The 16,485-nt window shown below is 58.5% G+C and carries 16 protein-coding genes and 1 tRNA gene; 10 read left to right on the top strand and 7 right to left on the bottom strand.

The window, feature by feature from the left end; all coding sequences use genetic code 11:
- Positions 1-13 precede the first annotated feature (13 nt).
- The 7 genes from ALP8811_RS13180 (at position 14) to ALP8811_RS13150 (ending at position 8,286) form a co-directional block, all read left to right on the top strand.
- On the top strand, positions 14-1,396 hold the full coding sequence (locus tag ALP8811_RS13180) for an aldehyde dehydrogenase family protein (RefSeq protein WP_108857724.1): 1,383 nt from the start codon (positions 14-16) through the stop codon (positions 1,394-1,396).
- Positions 1,393-2,538 (top strand): iron-containing alcohol dehydrogenase, encoded by a 1,146-nt coding sequence (locus tag ALP8811_RS13175; protein WP_108857723.1) that lies wholly within the window; start codon positions 1,393-1,395, stop codon positions 2,536-2,538. The genes ALP8811_RS13180 and ALP8811_RS13175 overlap by 4 nt, the downstream gene beginning before the upstream one ends.
- A 4-nt stretch (positions 2,539-2,542) precedes the next feature.
- The gene (locus ALP8811_RS13170; RefSeq protein WP_108857722.1) at positions 2,543-3,382 is read left to right on the top strand and encodes an EamA family transporter; all 840 of its coding nucleotides are present in this window, start codon (positions 2,543-2,545) and stop codon (positions 3,380-3,382) included.
- Positions 3,383-3,712: 330 nt separating this feature from the next.
- Positions 3,713-4,846 carry an extracellular solute-binding protein gene (locus ALP8811_RS13165; protein ID WP_108857721.1) on the top strand — a complete coding sequence of 378 codons (1,134 nt, stop codon included), beginning with the start codon at positions 3,713-3,715 and terminating at the stop codon, positions 4,844-4,846.
- 127 nt (positions 4,847-4,973) lie between these two features.
- Positions 4,974-6,086, top strand: a complete 1,113-nt coding sequence (locus ALP8811_RS13160; RefSeq protein ID WP_108857720.1) for an ABC transporter ATP-binding protein — start codon at positions 4,974-4,976, stop codon at positions 6,084-6,086.
- An 11-nt stretch (positions 6,087-6,097) separates the two neighbouring features.
- Positions 6,098-7,018 carry an ABC transporter permease gene (locus ALP8811_RS13155; protein WP_108857719.1) on the top strand — a complete coding sequence of 307 codons (921 nt, stop codon included), beginning with the start codon at positions 6,098-6,100 and terminating at the stop codon, positions 7,016-7,018.
- Positions 7,015-8,286 carry an ABC transporter permease gene (locus ALP8811_RS13150; RefSeq protein ID WP_108857718.1) on the top strand — a complete coding sequence of 424 codons (1,272 nt, stop codon included), beginning with the start codon at positions 7,015-7,017 and terminating at the stop codon, positions 8,284-8,286. Before ALP8811_RS13155 ends, ALP8811_RS13150 begins: the two co-directional genes overlap by 4 nt.
- Before the next feature lie 63 nt (positions 8,287-8,349).
- On the opposite strand, the gene ALP8811_RS13145 is transcribed toward ALP8811_RS13150, so the two are convergent.
- Complete coding sequence (locus tag ALP8811_RS13145; RefSeq protein ID WP_108857717.1) at positions 8,350-8,922, bottom strand: cytochrome b; 573 nt, start codon at positions 8,920-8,922, stop codon at positions 8,350-8,352.
- Positions 8,923-8,924: 2 nt separating this feature from the next.
- Positions 8,925-9,524, bottom strand: coding sequence for a YceI family protein (locus ALP8811_RS13140; protein ID WP_108857716.1), 600 nt, complete (start codon positions 9,522-9,524; stop codon positions 8,925-8,927).
- 120 nt (positions 9,525-9,644) lie between these two features.
- Between ALP8811_RS13140 and ALP8811_RS13135 the strand changes: the two genes are divergently transcribed.
- The 3 genes from ALP8811_RS13135 to ALP8811_RS13125 all read left to right on the top strand — a co-directional run bounded on the left by ALP8811_RS13135 (position 9,645) and on the right by ALP8811_RS13125 (position 12,678).
- A complete protein-coding gene (locus ALP8811_RS13135) occupies positions 9,645-10,136 on the top strand; it encodes a MarR family winged helix-turn-helix transcriptional regulator (protein WP_108857715.1) in 492 nt (163 codons plus the stop codon).
- Between the two features lie 83 nt (positions 10,137-10,219).
- Complete coding sequence (locus tag ALP8811_RS13130) at positions 10,220-11,845, top strand: PHA/PHB synthase family protein (protein WP_108857714.1); 1,626 nt, start codon at positions 10,220-10,222, stop codon at positions 11,843-11,845.
- Positions 11,845-12,678, top strand: coding sequence for an alpha/beta fold hydrolase (locus ALP8811_RS13125; RefSeq protein ID WP_108857713.1), 834 nt, complete (start codon positions 11,845-11,847; stop codon positions 12,676-12,678). The genes ALP8811_RS13130 and ALP8811_RS13125 overlap by 1 nt, the downstream gene beginning before the upstream one ends.
- Before the next feature lie 48 nt (positions 12,679-12,726).
- Here the strand turns inward: ALP8811_RS13125 and ALP8811_RS13120 are convergent, their stop codons facing one another.
- The 5 genes from ALP8811_RS13120 to ALP8811_RS13105 form a co-directional block, all read right to left on the bottom strand.
- On the bottom strand, positions 12,727-14,007 hold the full coding sequence (locus ALP8811_RS13120) for a glycerate kinase type-2 family protein (protein ID WP_108857712.1): 1,281 nt from the start codon (positions 14,005-14,007) through the stop codon (positions 12,727-12,729).
- Positions 14,004-14,177 (bottom strand): hypothetical protein, encoded by a 174-nt coding sequence (locus ALP8811_RS16395; RefSeq protein WP_181363774.1) that lies wholly within the window; start codon positions 14,175-14,177, stop codon positions 14,004-14,006. The genes ALP8811_RS13120 and ALP8811_RS16395 overlap by 4 nt, the downstream gene beginning before the upstream one ends.
- Positions 14,167-15,060 (bottom strand): glucosamine kinase nucleotide-binding domain-containing protein, encoded by an 894-nt coding sequence (locus ALP8811_RS13115; RefSeq protein ID WP_108857711.1) that lies wholly within the window; start codon positions 15,058-15,060, stop codon positions 14,167-14,169. The genes ALP8811_RS16395 and ALP8811_RS13115 overlap by 11 nt, the downstream gene beginning before the upstream one ends.
- Positions 15,061-15,191: 131 nt before the next feature.
- A tRNA-Arg gene (locus tag ALP8811_RS13110) sits at positions 15,192-15,268 on the bottom strand.
- Positions 15,269-15,378: 110 nt separating this feature from the next.
- Entirely contained in the window at positions 15,379-16,467 is a 1,089-nt protein-coding gene (locus ALP8811_RS13105) for a CaiB/BaiF CoA transferase family protein (RefSeq protein WP_108857710.1), read from the bottom strand.
- Positions 16,468-16,485 lie beyond the last annotated feature (18 nt).

Below are 16,485 nucleotides of genomic sequence, written 5' to 3'. Positions count from 1 at the left end.
ATGGAGACATGGCATGGGCCAGATGTTGAAATGTATCTCGCCGATTGACGGATCGGTCTTTGCCGAGCGCGAGGTGCTGTCGCTGGACGCGGCGCAAGAGGTCGTAGCACGTGCGCGGACGGCACAGGCAGACTGGGCCGCGCGCCCGTTGGCCGAGCGGGTGGAGCTGGTGATGGCAGGCGTGGCTGCCGTTGGCGCAATGAATGACGAGATCGTGCCGGAACTGGCCCAGATGATGGGCCGCCCGGTGCGCTATGGCGGAGAGTTCGGCGGCTTCAACGAGCGCGCTAGCCACATGGCGTCGATCGCGGCAGACAGTCTGGCCGATATCGAGGTGGGCGAGGATGCGACCTTCAAGCGCTACATCAAGCGCGTGCCGCATGGTGTCGTTTTTGTCGTCGCCCCTTGGAACTATCCTTACATGACCGCGATCAACACCGTCGCGCCTGCGTTGATTGCTGGGAACACGGTGGTTCTGAAACACGCGACGCAGACCCTGTTGGTGGGCGAGCGGATGGCCGCGGCCTTTGCCTCGGCTGGTGTTCCCGCCGATGTGTTCCAGAATGTCTTCCTGTCGCACGACGTGACCAATGATCTGATCGCGGGCAACGCTTTTGATTTCGTGAACTTCACCGGATCGGTTGGTGGCGGTCAGGCGATGGAGCGCGCGGCTGCGGGTACCTTTACGGGTGTCGGAACCGAGCTGGGCGGCAAGGATCCGGGCTATGTCATGGAAGACGCTGATCTGGACGCAGCGGTCGACACGCTAATCGATGGTGCCATGTTCAACGCGGGTCAGTGTTGCTGCGGGATCGAACGGATTTACGTGCATGAAAGCCTGTATGACGACTTCGTCGCCAAGGCGGTCGAGATCGTGAAGGGCTACAAGCTGGGCAATCCGCTGGACCCGGAAACCACGCTTGGTCCGATGGCCAATGTGCGATTTGCAGACGAAGTGCGGGCGCAGATTTCCGAGGCGCTGGCCGATGGTGCTGTGGCCCACATCGACACCTTCGCCGAGGATGATGGCGGTGCCTATCTGACGCCGCAGATCCTGACAAACGTCACCCACGACATGCGCGTGATGCGCGACGAAAGCTTTGGCCCCGTTGTGGGGATCATGAAGGTCTCATCCGATGATGAAGCCATCGCGCTGATGAATGACAGCGAGTTCGGTCTGACGGCGAGCTTGTGGACCAGCGATGTGGATCGTGCCGCGCACGTGGGCGATCAGGTCGAAACGGGGACAGTTTTCATGAACCGTGCGGACTATCTTGATCCTGGCCTGTGCTGGACCGGCTGCAAAAACACTGGGCGCGGAGGGGGGCTGTCCGTGATCGGCTTCCACAACCTGACACGCCCGAAATCCTACCATCTGAAGAAGGTGACATCATGAGCCTTGTTGGAAACTGGTCCTATCCGACCGCTATGAAATTCGGCGCAGGCCGCATCAAGGAACTGCCCGAGGCCTGTGCGCAGGCGGGCATGAAGCGCCCGCTTCTGGTGACCGACAAGGGTCTGGCCGACTTGCCAATCACGCAAGCTACGCTGGATATCATGGAGGCCGCTGGTCTGGGCCGCGGCATGTTCAGCGACGTGGACCCGAACCCGTCCGAGATTAACCTGCATGCGGGCGTTGAAGCCTACAAGGCAGGCGGCCATGATGGTGTGATTGCCTTCGGCGGTGGCTCGGGCTTGGATCTGGGCAAGATGGTCGCGTTCTACGCGGGCCAAACCCGCCCGATCTGGGACTTTGAGGATATCGGCGACTGGTGGACCCGCGCGGATGCGGATGCGATTGCGCCAATCATCGCGGTGCCGACCACGGCGGGGACGGGCTCGGAAGTGGGGCGTGCCTCGATCATCACGAATTCTGAGACGCATGAGAAGAAGATCATCTTCCACCCCAAGGTTCTGCCAGCCGTCGTGATTGCGGACCCGGAGTTGACCGTGGGCATGCCCAAGTTCATCACCGCAGGCACCGGACTGGATGCCTTCGCGCATTGCGTCGAGGCGTTCTCGTCCCCGCACTACCACCCGATGTCGCAAGGCATTGCGCTGGAAGGGATGCGGCTGGTCGTCGACTATCTGCCGCGCGCCTATGCGGACGGCACCGATCTTGAGGCGCGAGCCAACATGATGTCCGCCGCCGCGATGGGCGCGACTGCCTTCCAGAAGGGCTTGGGCGCGATCCATGCGCTGTCCCACCCGGTCGGCGCGATCTTCAATACCCACCACGGGACCACGAATGCGGTCTGTATGCCGGCTGTGTTAGAGTTCAACGCGGATGTGATCGCCGATCGTTTCGACCGTGCGGTGGGCTATCTGGGGATCGAGGGCGGCTTCAAAGGCTTCCAAAGTTTCGTTCAAGACTTCAACGACAGCTTCGAGATCCCGCGCAAACTGTCCGAGATGGGGGTGAGCGCTGACCAAATGGATGCCCTTGTTGAAGGGGCGATCAAGGATCCTAGCTGCGGCGGCAACCCGGTCGAACTGACCCGCGAAAACCTGCGCCAACTGTTTGAAGATGTGATCTGACCTTATGACAACGGGCATCGTCCTGATCATCCTGTCGGCGGCACTGTTGCACGCCACATGGAACACCATTGTGAAAACGGCAGGGGATCGGACATCCACATTGGGTCTGGTGGCGCTGGGCCACGTGATCCCCGGTCTGGTCATGGTGACAGTGCTGCCATTTCCCTCTGTGGAAAGCTGGCCTTACCTGATCGCCTCTACGGTGATCCACTTCGGCTATTTCTATATGCTGGGACAGGCCTACAAACACGGAGACCTCAGCGTCGTCTACCCCATTGCGCGCGGCATCGTGCCTGCGCTCGTCTCGTTGTGGGCCATGCTGTTCGTGGGCGAGATACTGCCCGCACAGGCGTGGTACGGCATCGCCCTGATCGCTGTGGCAATCCAGATTTCCAGCTGGGCGGCGCTTCGGCACGGGGTCGGGCGGGCTGCGCTGTTCTTCGCCCTTGGCACCGGGTTCTGCATCTCGGGTTATTCGCTGGTGGATGGGGTCGGCGTGCGGCTGTCGGGTGATACGCTGTCCTATTGGGCGTGGCATTCGGTGCTGCATATTTTCATCGTGGGTTTTATCGCATTGCGACGTGGAAACGCGATCCGTGCATTGCCGCGGCGCACTTGGATGATCGGCATTCTGGGCGGCATAGTATCGATGACGGCCTATGGCTTGGTCTTGTATGCCAAGAACTTTGCCCCGCTTGGCGCGGTGTCGGCATTACGTGAAACGTCGGTCATTTTCGCGGCATTGATTGGCTTTGTCTTTTTGGGTGAAGGCAACTGGCGTCGTCGCCTTCTGGCCGCGGTCCTGATGGCAGGAGGTGTCGCCCTTATTGGTCTTTCGATCTGAGGGGATTCGAGAGCGGCTGGGGTGCGCAGTTGACACACCCCCCTTTCAGGTCGTTCACTTCGTAAGGTGGCCGAGGAGTCGGTCCAGTGAAATCAAGTATCAAGGTGTTGATGTGTCCAGTTTGTATCTTGGTGCTTAGTTATTTGAAAATAAAGGGAGAAAATTGGATCTGAGGCCCGGTTTGTCGCGAATTGATGGTCAAGAACGATCAGAAGCCAAATCGCGGCACTGAAACTGGACCGAACAAGCAACAACAGCTGGCGCTATTGGTGCGCCGGATAATGAAAAAAACTGTCACAAGACAAAAAGAAAAACCAACGGGAGAATACAATGACAACAGAGAACAAATTCAGTCGTCGTTCCGTGCTGAAAGGCGCGACCACGATGGGCGCTGCTGCACTGGCGACGCCGCTTTACGTGAAGAACGCGCTGGCGTCCTCCGGTGAAGTCAACATCCTGATGTGGTCCGACTATCTGCCACCCGAGTTCATCGCAGGCTTCGAAAGCGAGACCGGCATCAAGGTGAACTACACCGGTATCGGATCGAACGAAGAAATCATCAACAAGATGAAAGCGACCAAAGGTCAGGGCTTCGACATCATATCGCCCACCAACAACCGTTCGCTGCAGTGGGAGCCGCTTGAGCTTCTGAAACCCTTCGATCTGGCGAAAGTGAATATCGACGCTGTGAACCCGGCGATGGCCAAGATTGGCACCGATGCATGGAACTTTGCTGGTGGCGGCGCACACTGGCTGCCGCACATCTGGGGCACCGAAGGCATTGCCTATCGTACCGACAAATGGCTGCCGGCGGGTGATGCACCCAGCTATGGCGACGTCTGGTCGGAAGAAAACGCTGGCAAGACCATGGGTCGTGCACACTCGATGATGCTGGGCGCTGGTCTGTACATGGAAGCGTCGGGCGAGATGGAGCCGGGCTCGGTCTGGGCTGCGTATAACGACGAAGACACCATGCGTAAGGTATGGGGCCAAATCACCGACTGGTGTGTCGCACGCAAGTCGCGCATCAAGCTGATCTGGAACGATGCTGACACCCAGAAGAACGGTCTTCTGAACGAAGGCGTTGTGGTTGGTCAGACTTGGGATGGTCCGCCGCTGGCCCTGAAATCGGCAGGCGAGCCGGTGCACTATCAGGCACCAGTTGAAGGTGCGATGGCATGGGTCGACGGTATGTCGATGCCGGTTGGCGCAACCAATGAAGAGCAGGTCTATGCCTTCATCGAATACGCCTATCGTCAACAACCTGCAGGCGTCGCGATCGACAGCCACGGCTATAACTCGCCGGTGCTGGGTGCCGACACCTATTCGGGTGACACCTACAAGAAGAACTTCTCGGAAGCCTATCCGGGTGAAAGCCTGGCCAACCTGAACCCCTGGCCTGCTGAAGCGCCTTGGTATGCGGATGTGCGTACCGAGTTCGTCAACAAGTTCAAGAGCGCCTAAGCGACTTGAAAACTGTGCGCCCCCGTCGTGGGATGGGGGCGCCTTACCAAACTGACTGAAACGTCTGGAAACACGGTCGCACGCCTGAGATCAGCGCGTGAGCGACCCGTTTATGGGGAGAGACCATATGAGTGCCGGAGTAGGCGTCGATCTTGAAAACCTCTGGATCCGCTTTGGAGATTTCGTCGCCGTGCGCGACGCGAATGTGCACATCAAAGGGGGCGACTTCTTCTCGTTCCTTGGACCGTCGGGCTGTGGCAAGACCACGATCCTGCGCGCCGTTTCGGGTTTTCTTGAACCCAGCGAAGGCAACGTGCTGATTGGTGGAAACAACATGAAGGGCATCGGGCCGAACAAGCGTCCGACTGCTCTGATTTTCCAGAACCTCGCGCTTTTCCCTCTGATGAAGGTTTGGGAGAACATCACCTTCTCGATGGAGATTGCAGGTGCCTCGGCACGTGAACGTCGCAAGCGCGCGGATGAACTTTTGGACATGATCGCACTGCCGGGTCAGGGCGATAAGCTGCCCTCGGAACTGTCGGGTGGTCAGCGTCAGCGTGTGGCCATTGCCCGCGCGCTTTGTGCAGAACCTGATGTGTTGTTGCTGGATGAACCGCTGTCCGCGCTTGACCTGAAGCTGCGCCAACACATGCGTACCGAGCTTCGTGAAATTCAGAAGCGCGTCGGTATTACGTTCATCTACATCACGCACGACCAAGGCGAAGCGCTGACCATGTCAGACGATATCGCCGTGATGCGCGCGGGTGTGATTGACCAGATCGCTGATGGCAAAACCATCTACAACGATCCGGCGACCGCATTTGCGGCCAGCTTCGTGGGGGAAAACAACGTCTTCCGTGGCAAGGTCATCGACGTGAAAGACAAGCATGTATTGATCCGAACCAACCGTTCGGGCGACCTGCTGTCGCGCATCTCGACCGCCAATCAGGGCAAGATGAAAGTGGGTGACGAGGCGATGATGTTCATTCGTCCCGAAGCGCTGTCTCTGGCACCGACCGGCACGCAGGGCGATCACTTCGTCACCGCCAAGGTTAACCACGAAGAATTTGAGGGTAACTCTTTCAACATCTTCATGGAAGGCGATGGCGGCAAAGAGTTGAAGGTCGCAATCCCCAACCACGGCCAGTCGTTCGATGACCATTCGGGTCAGGACATGACGCTGGAATATGACGTGAACAACGCCGTTGCGGTTCCCGCCGGCGAATTGGCCGCGGAATAAGGAGTGGAGCGATGCCAAGTTTCCTGAAGGAATTCTTCAACCGGAACGGCACGCTGATGGGATCCTTGATGCTGGGTCTGGTCCTGTTTTGGACCGTCGGCCTGATCATTCTTCCGCAGCTGTCGATGCTCGACTTCTCGTTCCGTCCAAACCTTCCCCCGCCCGAGATCGGTGGGCCGAAGGATGTCTATACGCTTGAGAACTACAAATACCTGATCTTTGGCCCCGAAGGCGGGTCGCAGGATTATAATGCGGTGGACCTGAAAGTGTTCTTCCGTACGCTGGTGGCGGCGGTCTGTGTGACCATCTTCAACCTGATCCTGTGTTATCCGATTGCCTATTATCTGGGTCAGAACAAGGGCAACCACATCCGCGTTTTCGCGCTGATGCTGATCATCCCCTACTGGATCAACGAGATCCTGCGCGCCTTCGCGTTGCGCATCATCTTTGGGGAAAGCGGGGTTATAAACACGCTGCTTGTAGGGTCCGGGATATTCGACACGCCCTTTGACTTCATCCGCAACGACATCGCGCTTTATGCGGGTCTGGGGTACGCGTACATCCTTTTGATGATCTTCCCGATCTACAACGTGATCGAAAGCCTTGATCACAACCAGATCGAGGCCGCGCGTGACCTTGGTGCCCCGTGGTGGAGGATCCACAAACGAGTGGTTATTCCCTACGCCAAGCCGGGTATCAGCTCGGGCTGTACGATGGTGTTCATGCTGTCTGCCGGTGCACTGGCTGCACCCCAAATCCTTGGGGGTCCGTCCAGTCTGTGGTTCACGCAGTTGATCTATCAGCAGTTCAACGACAACTCTGACTGGCCGCAAGGTGCCGCCTACGCGATCGTTCTGCTTGTCACCTGTATCTTGCTGGTGCTGGCCCTGATGCGTGTGTTCAAAGTGAACATGGGAGATATCGGCAAATGACCTCGGATAAAATCATACGTGTGTCGATCTGGGTTTATCTGGGAATCTTCTTTTCCTATTTGCTCGGCCCCCTGATCATCATGTCCATCACGGCGTTCAACTCGCCCAGCTTTCCGCGGGCGACACCGTGGGAATGCCTGACCTTCGAGTGGTTCGGTGCCTTGTTCCAGGACGAACGCATTCTGAACGGGATCAAGAACTCGATCCTTGTTGGGATGGGAACGGTCGTTCTGTCGGTGACGATGGGTCTGGCGGGGGCACTGATGCTTACGCAGATCTGGCCCAAGCTTCGGGCGACCTATTACACGATCATCATTGCGCCAATCCTGATCCCTGGCGTTGTGATCGGTATCTCGACGCTGGTGTTCTGGGACCGCATCAACCGGATGTTGGGACTGGGTGCAGATAGCTTCCTGTCGAACGGTCTGTTCTTGACCATCATCGGTCAGTCCACCTTCATCGCCAGCTACTGCATGCTGGTGCTGGTGGCGCGTCTTCAGCGCTATGACACCGCGCTGACCGAGGCCGCTTTGGACTTGGGTGCGACCCATGCACAGGCGTTCCGCAAGGTGATGATGCCCTTCATGATGCCCGCGATCCTGTCGGCTGGTGTGCTGGCGTTCCTCGCTTCGTTCGAGAACTACAACACCACCACGTTCACTTTCGGTGAATATCCGACGCTGACGATCGAATTGGCGCAGAAAGTGCGTTACGGGATCACCCCGGCAATCTCGGCTCTGGCCTTCATGATCGTTGCGCTGACAGTGTTCTTTGCCCTGATCAACGAGGCGAACATCAAGCGCAAGAAGATGGTCGCCGAGGCCCGCAAGGACGCCACTGTTGGCGAGCTTGCAGGCAAGATCGAGGTGCCCGGCATTATCAGCCGTAACCCGGCTGCGATTGCTCTGATCGTTCTATTGATCGGCACAGTGACTGTGATTGGCTCGGCTATGAATTATAGCCCGGCACAGTGTGTCGCCAGTATTCAGGAACAAAAGCGTCTTGAAACCGAGAAGCGCATTCAGGAACTGCGCGACCGTCGTGCCAAGGAAGCGGCTGATAAAGCTGCCGCCGAAGGTGCGGAAGGTGGGGCAACCCAGTCGGCGCCTAAACCGTCCAACAACTCGGGCTTCGGTGGAGTGTTCGCTCCGAACACGCTGCAGAACGAGGAAGAGGGCGCATCGGACGAAGGTGCTGCTGGATCATCGAACAACTCCGGTTTCGGAAATGTGTTCGATCCCAACGCGATCGGGAACGACAACAACTGATCGTTCCGCTGCTTGAAAACGAAAAGGCCCGGCACTGCGCCGGGCCTTTTCACGTTTCAGGGATCACTTTCCCCATGTCATACGTTTCAGCACGTCATCTTTGTGATGGATGTGATGCCAGATCGCGGCGCCCGCATGCCCTAGCAGAAGAAAGCCAAGGGCGAGGGCGGAATAGAAATGCACCTGCGCAAAGAAGGTTGCCAACGCTTCGCTTCCGGGCACGAAGGGGTCGTACATCTCGAACCAGTTGAACACCTTGTTCTTCACGCCGAACCGATCCTGCAAGGGCGAGGCCGAGGCCATAAGCCAGCCAGACAGCGGCATGACGAACATCAGGGCATAAAGCCCCAGATGTCCCATCTTCGCCGCCAGCTTCTCAAGCGGGGGCATGTGTGCGGGCAGGGCGGGTGCTTTGCGGTTCTGCAGGCGCCAGACCACGCGGATCACGGCCAGAACGAACACGACAAAGCCCCAGCTTTTATGGGTCTGCACCAGCGGAAACTGTGCCAATGCGTCGGTCACGAACTGAGTCATCCAGACACCGAGCCCCAGTAGATACAGGATGATCCCTGCAATCGCCCAGTGCAGGAGGCGCGCAAGCGCCCCCCAGCTTTGTGTCGTGTTCGTCAGACGCATGATTATTCCCAGCCGCCTGCACGCATTTCGGCCGAGATTTCCAGACGTACTTCGTCGGATGTCACGGGTGCGAACATGCCGACACCATAGTCAGAACGCAGCATATCGCCCGTGCCCTGAACACCAATCCACTCGCCTTGGTAATAGTCGAAGAATTCGCCCAGCGGGTGAGGGCCATTGTGGTTCAGGGTGAAGTTCATTGTGATCGGCTTGGTGTTGTCTTTGATCGTCAGGTCACCCACCAGCGTGATGGTGTTGTCCGAGGTCTGCTCGACCCCGGTCGAAGTGAAGGTGATCTCGGGGAAGTTCTCAACGTCAAAGAAATCCGCGCTTTTCAGGTGATCGTCCAGCGGACCAACGCCTGTGTCGACGCTGGCCGGGTCCACGGTCACGGTGACTTTTGTGGCCGCGATGTTGGCGGGGTCGAAGTCAACTTCGCCGCCGATTACTTTCCATTGGCCCGACTGTTCCGACAGGCCGGCGTGATTGTAATAAAAGCGAATTTCGGTGTGGCCGGGGTCGAACTTATAGATCTCGGCAGTGGCAGTTCCGGCGGCAGCAAGGCCCAGTCCAAGGGTGGCAGCGGTCAGAAGTGGTTTCATTGTGTCGGCTCCTTTGTCATGTTGCAGGACAGCGTGGGATAAACTAATAGATGCATGTGCATGTATCTAAAATGAGCGCGTAGGGGAAGACGGCACATCTGCCGATAACGGGAATGTGAAATGGACAAGAAACCAAATGATCAGACCACCGCGATCTGGGTGCTTCTGAACATCGCCCATAAACGGGTCACGCAAACCTTCGAGTCCGAGCTGAAACGCGCCCGGCTGCCATCAGCTGCGTGGTATGACATTTTGTGGGCGTTGGAGCGTGAAGAAGAGGGGATGCGTCAAAACGAGTTAGAGCGCCAATCCCTGTTCGACCAACCCAACCTGTCGCGCACGATAAAGCGCATGGTGGATGACGGGCTTGTCACGCAATGCCCTGCGCCAAGCGATCGGCGCGGTCGGGTTTTGCGGATCACCGATGCGGGCAAAGCGCTTCGGGCCCAGATGTGGGAAGTGTATGGCGGCCTGATGCTGTCACAAATCGAAGACAAGGTGCCAGCGGCGCACCTTTCGGGATTGATCGAGGGGCTGGCCTCGATGATACCCGAGAAAGATGAAAAGCTTCAGGGAAAGCTAAATTCGGCCCGAGAGACGGCCGAAAACTGATCTAAAGGACCGTATTGAAAAACTCGTGAAGCATTTCGTTGGGATACTGCGGCGCGAGAAACCGGAATCAAAAGGCGCGCGGCATGAATAAAGAATTCTTCAAACTGCTGGAAGACATGAATAAATCCGGGGACAATCCCTTCGGCGCCTGGGCTGAAACCTGGATGTCTTATCAGAAAGACATGGCGAAGCTGTGGATGACCACTGCGCTGAAAGCTGGCGAAGGGCTTGAACCGTCCAAGGACAACCGTTTCCGGGGTGACGCATGGAACGAAGGTGTCTTCCCCCTGCTGCGTCATTCGTACGAGCTTACCGCGAAGGCGATGGTGGACATGGCCGACAAAGCCGGGCTGTCGGATCAGGAACAGGACAAGCTCAGCTTTTACGCGCGCATTGCGGCCGACAACATGTCGCCGTCGAACTTCCTGGCGACCAACCCTGAAGCGCAGAAACTGGCGCAGGAATCCGGTGGGCAAAGCCTGATTGATGGCTATCAGAACCTGATGGAGGATCTGGAAAAGGGCTATATCAGCACGACCGATGAAGATGCGTTCGAGGTCGGAAAGAACCTTGCGACCACGCCGGGGTCAGTCATCTATCGCAACGATCTGATCGAGCTGATCCAATACAAACCAATGGCTGCGAAGACCCGCAAAGCGCCGATCCTGATCGTGCCGCCCTGCGTGAACAAATTCTACATCTTCGACCTGAACGAAAAGAAATCCATGATCCGCTATCTGCTTGAACAAGGGCAGAGCGTCTTCATGATCGCATGGCGCAACCCGAGCCCTGAAATGGGCGACTTGGGTTGGGACGAATATGTCTCGGATGGGATATTCGAGGCTCTGCGTGTCACCACCGAGGTCTCGAAATCCGACTCGGTGGATATAATGGGCTGGTGCAATGGTGGAACGATGCTGGTCGCAGCGTTGGCTGTCATGCCTGAGGATCTGAAAGCAAAGCTGGGGACCGCAACCTTCCTGTCGACGATGATCGATTTCTCGGATTCAGGGCAGATCAAAGTGTTCATCGACGAGCCGCAAGTCGAAGCCTACAACCAGCGTCTCAAGTCTGAAAAGGTCGCGCCAGGCCGTGACATCGCCAACGCTATGGCAATGCTGCATGTCAACGAATCCATTTGGGGCTTTGTTGTCTCAAACTATCTGATGGGCAAATCGCCTGCGCCGTTTGACGTGCTGTATTGGAACGCAGACACGCAGAACTTGCCCGCCAATTGGTACAGTTTCTTCGTCGAAGAAATGTACATGGCCAATAAGCTGAAAGAGCCGGGCGCGCTGACCATTTGCGGAACGCCAGTCGATACCAGCAACATCGATGTGCCGTGCTATTTCGTAGCCGCAGACGGCGACCACATCGTGCCGTGGAAAACATCGTTCACTGCGACCAACCTAGTGTCCGGCCCGACCGAGTTCGTGCTGACCACCGGTGGCCATGTCTCGGGCACTGTGATCAATCACCCGGTTAAAACCCGCCGCAAATTCTGGGCCGCTGGCTCGGACCAATCCAGCGCCGAAGGCTGGCAGGAAAGTGCATCGCTGACCGAGGGCAGCTGGTGGCCCCATTGGCTGGAGTGGCTGGACCAGCACAACCCTGCTGCGCGCGGCGCAGCGGCCAAGACGCTGGGGAATCGCAAGTACAAGCGTCTGGCCGATGCGCCCGGCACCTATGTGCTTGAGGGCGAGGGGTAATGGGCGTTCAAGAAGTGATCGATACCATCGACAAGTCCGAATTTCATATGATCGAGGTGGACGGCGCCAAGATCCGCTACTTCCATCGGGTCGTGAATTCGGACCTTCCGCCGCTACTGGTGTGTAACGGTCTTGCCCAGTCCATCGAGGTGCTTTTGCCCTTGTTGGACGAGATCAACGACCGCTGCCTGATCGCAATCGACATGCCCGGCACGGGCCGATCGCATATGATCGATGGGGTCTCGACCATTCCAGACTATGCTGAATTCACCCTCAAGGTGCTGGACGAGGTCGGGATTGAGAACTTCGATATTCTCGGCATTTCGTGGGGTGGTGCCTTGGCACAGCAGATTGCCCATACGGTCCCGGATCGTGTGGCGAAACTGGTGTTGGCCATCTGTTCCGCGGGTGGTGTTGGCAGCTGGTGGGGCACCCCCATAGCGCTGACCGAAATCATGTTCCCGATGCGCTTTACCAGCAAAGCTTATGGTAATTTCATCGGTCCCCTGATGTACGGCGGCGAGGCGATCTTCGCCCCGGCTGAATTCCGCGAGTACTCGAAGCACGCCATTCGTCCCAGCCCGGAAGGGTATTTCTCGCAGGTGCGGGCAATGTGTAACTGGACCAGCCTGCCGTGGCTGCGCACGTTGACCCAGCCCACGCTGGTAATTGCAGGGAAATTTGATGGGCTGATCCCAATCACCAATCAGATCCTGCTGTCCAACATGCTGCCAAACGCCAAGCTGCATGTGTATCCTGCCGGACACCTGCTGATGTATACGCAGCGCGAAGAAGTCGGTGCCGAGATCACGACCTTCTTGGGCAAAGACTGACCCATCGACAAAGCCGGGCGCCAATGGATGGCGCCCGGCTTTGTCAGTCTAGGGTTTGGAAATCAGAAAACACTGGATGTCGGCCACATTGGTGCCCGTCGCGCCGGTCATCAACAGATCACCCGAGGCGGCAAGGGCGGCGTAGCTGTCGTTGTTTTGCAAAAGCGCGGCAGGATCCGTTCCGCTGGCAATCATTCGCTGCAAACTGTCTGCGTCCACGATGCCACCCGCCGCATCAGTCGGACCATCGCGCCCGTCTGTTCCGCCGCTTAGGAAGACCCAACTGTCATCCAGCCCACGCTCAGCAGCACCCATCGCCACGTGAAGCGCCAGTTCCTGATTGCGTCCACCCCGACCCGTACCGGTCAGTTGGACGGTGGTCTCTCCACCGGCCAGAAGTACGGACAAGGTGCCGGAAGGTGCAGACTCGGCCGCGTCCAGAAGGGTGGTTGCCGCGTCCCTCACATCCCCGGTCAACATGTCCGAGACGACCTGAACCGCGCCTATGCTTCGAGCTTCCGCTTGGGCGGCGTGAAGACTGTGGCGGTTCGACCCGATTAGAAGGTTCTGGGCGGCTTGGGGTGCCGTATCAGGCGTTCCCGTTTGCGACAGATGCTTTTGGACCGACGCGGGCAGGTCCGCCCAAATCTCAGCCGCTTCGCAGATCGCGCGCGCGTCGCCTCGCGTGCCAATGGGCGCCACCGTGGGTCCGCTGGCAATTGCGCGCAGATCATCGCCAATCACATCCGACAGGATATAGGCCGTCACCGGCGCTGGGCTTGCTGCCCGCAGCATGCCGCCGCCTTTCAACTGGCTAAGCTGTTGGCGTACAAGGTTCATTTGTGTGATGTCGATGCCTGCCCCCAGCAATAGCGCGCTGACCTTCCCCTTGTCCTCGATCGAGATTCCGTTTGCAGGCAGCGCCATCAGCGCCGACCCACCACCCGAGATCAGGGCGATCACGCGATCTTCTGCCCCGGCCTGCGAAAGCAGATCCTTCACGGCTTGTCCGGCCGCCAAGCTGCTTTCATTGGGCACCGGATGAGCGCCGTGCAGAAGAGTTACGCCCTCGACCTGTTCCTCGTTCTCTGGGTGGGTGATGCACAGTGCGTGGTGCGGGCCGTCAATGTGTTTCAGCGCCTCACGCATCATCGCGGGTGCTGCTTTGCCGATGCCGATCACATAGCTTTTCCCCTTCGGTCCGGGCGTTGGAAGCGGAGCGTGAGTAAGCGCTTGTCGGACTGCAAGAGCAGGGTCCGCAGCCTCGACGGCTTTCATGAAAATCTGGCGGGCTGCGCGACGAAGCGCCTCGATGCTGTGAATGGTCATATCAGTCTCGAAATGGGCAAGAGTGGCGGAGAATTATCCAGAAATGCAATCCGGTCGAGGTCGTGCGGGATGTGGATCAGTTCCGACAGCTGCGTGCCGTCGAAGATGCAACCATTGCGGAAAGCTATGGTGACGTCTGTCATGCTGCCCTGTTCTTTACTATGTGCCATTGCTCAGCTCGTCGCGATACATCTGCGCCAATTCGAACGCACCGGACAGCGGTTCGCCCTGCGGAGCGGTGACGTTCGCCGCAATACTATCCGGCAGATAGGGTGCGAAATGTGGCCCGATCCCGCCGGTCAAACACAGTGCCATGCCAGGGGTCCAGCCGAGTTTCGGCAGAAGCGCGGTGATGTCCTCAGCGGCCTCGTTCATGATTTTACAGGCAATGGCATCATCTGTGAGAGCGTGTTCGGTGACCGCCGGGGCCAGCGCGCCAAAGTCGGAAGGGCGCGCAGTCGCGGCGAAGGCGACGATGCCTGCGCAGCCGGTGAACTTCGCCAACAAGCGATCCGATAGTGCCGAGGTCGCGCGCAGTCCATCTACCACCTCCAGCGTCAAGGTTAGCGCGCGCCGCCCGACCCATTGCGCCGAGGTCGGATCACCCAGAACGGCCCCCCATCCTCCTGCAAATCGGGTGCGACCAGCGACCTGAGCGGCGATGAAAGAACCTGTGCCGCAATGTGCCACGACGCCATCGGTGGTGCCCAATGCCCCGCGCAATGCCGCCGGCCGGTCGTCTTCGACCCGGATATGCGTTTGTGGCAGGGCGGCGGTCACCTTCTGCGCCATGCCCTGATCCATGACACCTGCCAGACCTGCATAGGTGGGCAAAGCTGCAAGGTCCGAAGTGGTTAGGCCGGCTTTCTGTGCCAATGCCGCGAGGCCACGTGACAGTTCGCGAACGGCTGCGTCAAAGTTACTGGTGACATTGACCGACCCACCTTCGATCAACACGGGCTGGGACTCGGTTATCAGTGCAAGGCGGCATCTCGTGCCTCCGCCATCAATGGCGATCACGGACGTAGGATGCAGGTGGCGCAGGTTGCTCATACTGTCACCTATATCGCAGCGGCAGAAGCGGTCAAAGGCTGCCGGCAAGGCGGTTTAGCCACCTGCAGGTCAGCATGAAGCAGATGACACAATGGACAAATCCATCAGGTATTCAGCAAGAAGAAGGAAAATGGCGCTCTGGGGAGGATTCGAACCCCCGACCCCCTGATTCGTAGTCAGGTACTCTATCCAGCTGAGCTACCAGAGCGCGGTAGGGGGGAATTAACTGGACCGCTGGGGGTTTGCAAGGGCGAAAGTTGAAGTTTTTTCGACTTTTTCTTTCGGAGGCGTCAAACGTGTCAGGGACGATCCGGTGGCTCAGCGGGCCCAGCGGGACAGAACGTCGGAAACGTTCTGAGGCGCTTTCTCTTCCCCGGCTTTGGCAGGCAGAACACTCTTTGACATTTGTGGGGCTGGGCTGGGCTGCGCCACCCCGTCGATCGTGGCGAAACTGCCCCGGGCTGCGTTGTGCGGGTGGGCCGGAGCCTCGGCCAGCGACAGGATCGGGGCGCAGCACGCATCCGTGCCTTCCAGCATCTCGGCCCATGCGTCACGGGTCTTTTCCTTGAAACGTTTTGCAAAGGCGGCACGCAGCTGGGGCCACCCTTCGACGTCGTGTTGGGCGGGCAGATTGGCGTCGGCAAGACCGATCCGTTCGAGGAACTCGGCATAGAATTTTGCTTCCAGCGCCCCCACCGTCATGTGGCCGCCACAGGCGCATTCATAGACCGTGTAGAAAGGCGCGCCACCATCCAGAAGGTTCGCCTCGCGCTGATCGGCCCAGATGCCGGACCCGTAAAGCGAATAGATCATCGCCATCAGATGCGCGGTTCCGTCGGTGATTGCCGCGTCCACCACCTGCCCACGGCCTGTGGTTTTTGCAGCGTGAAGGGCGGCCAGCATTCCGGCCACCAGATACATGCCGCCGCCACCGAAATCGCCCAGCAGGTTCAAAGGCGGCACTGGATGATCGCCGCCTATGGCATGAAGCGCGCCCGAGATGGCGATATAGTTGATGTCATGCCCCGCCGCATGGGCCAGTGGGCCGCTTTGGCCCCAGCCCGTCATGCGGCCATAGACCAGCGCAGGGTTTGCCGGGAAATCCTCTGGACCCAGACCCAGACGTTCCATGACACCGGGGCGCATCCCTTCAATCAGCATGTCGGCGCGGCTGATCAGATCATGCGCGGTGGCGCGGTCAGCTTCAGACTTCAAATCCAGCTCGACAAAGCCGCGTCCCCGGTTCAGCACATCGACCTTTTGCGGGATCAGCGCCTTCAGGTTCGGGCGCTGGATACGCACCACATCCGCCCCCATATCCGCCAGCCACATGGCTGCGAAGGGGGTTGGCCCAAGCCCTTGGATCTCAACGACTTTCAATCCCGTAAGGGGCTTATCTGCGTTCATGCCGTGATCCTTTGTCAG

Source organism: Aliiroseovarius pelagivivens, from assembly GCF_900302485.1.
Classification (GTDB): domain Bacteria; phylum Pseudomonadota; class Alphaproteobacteria; order Rhodobacterales; family Rhodobacteraceae; genus Aliiroseovarius; species Aliiroseovarius pelagivivens.
This window is presented reverse-complemented; position numbering and strand designations above follow the sequence as displayed.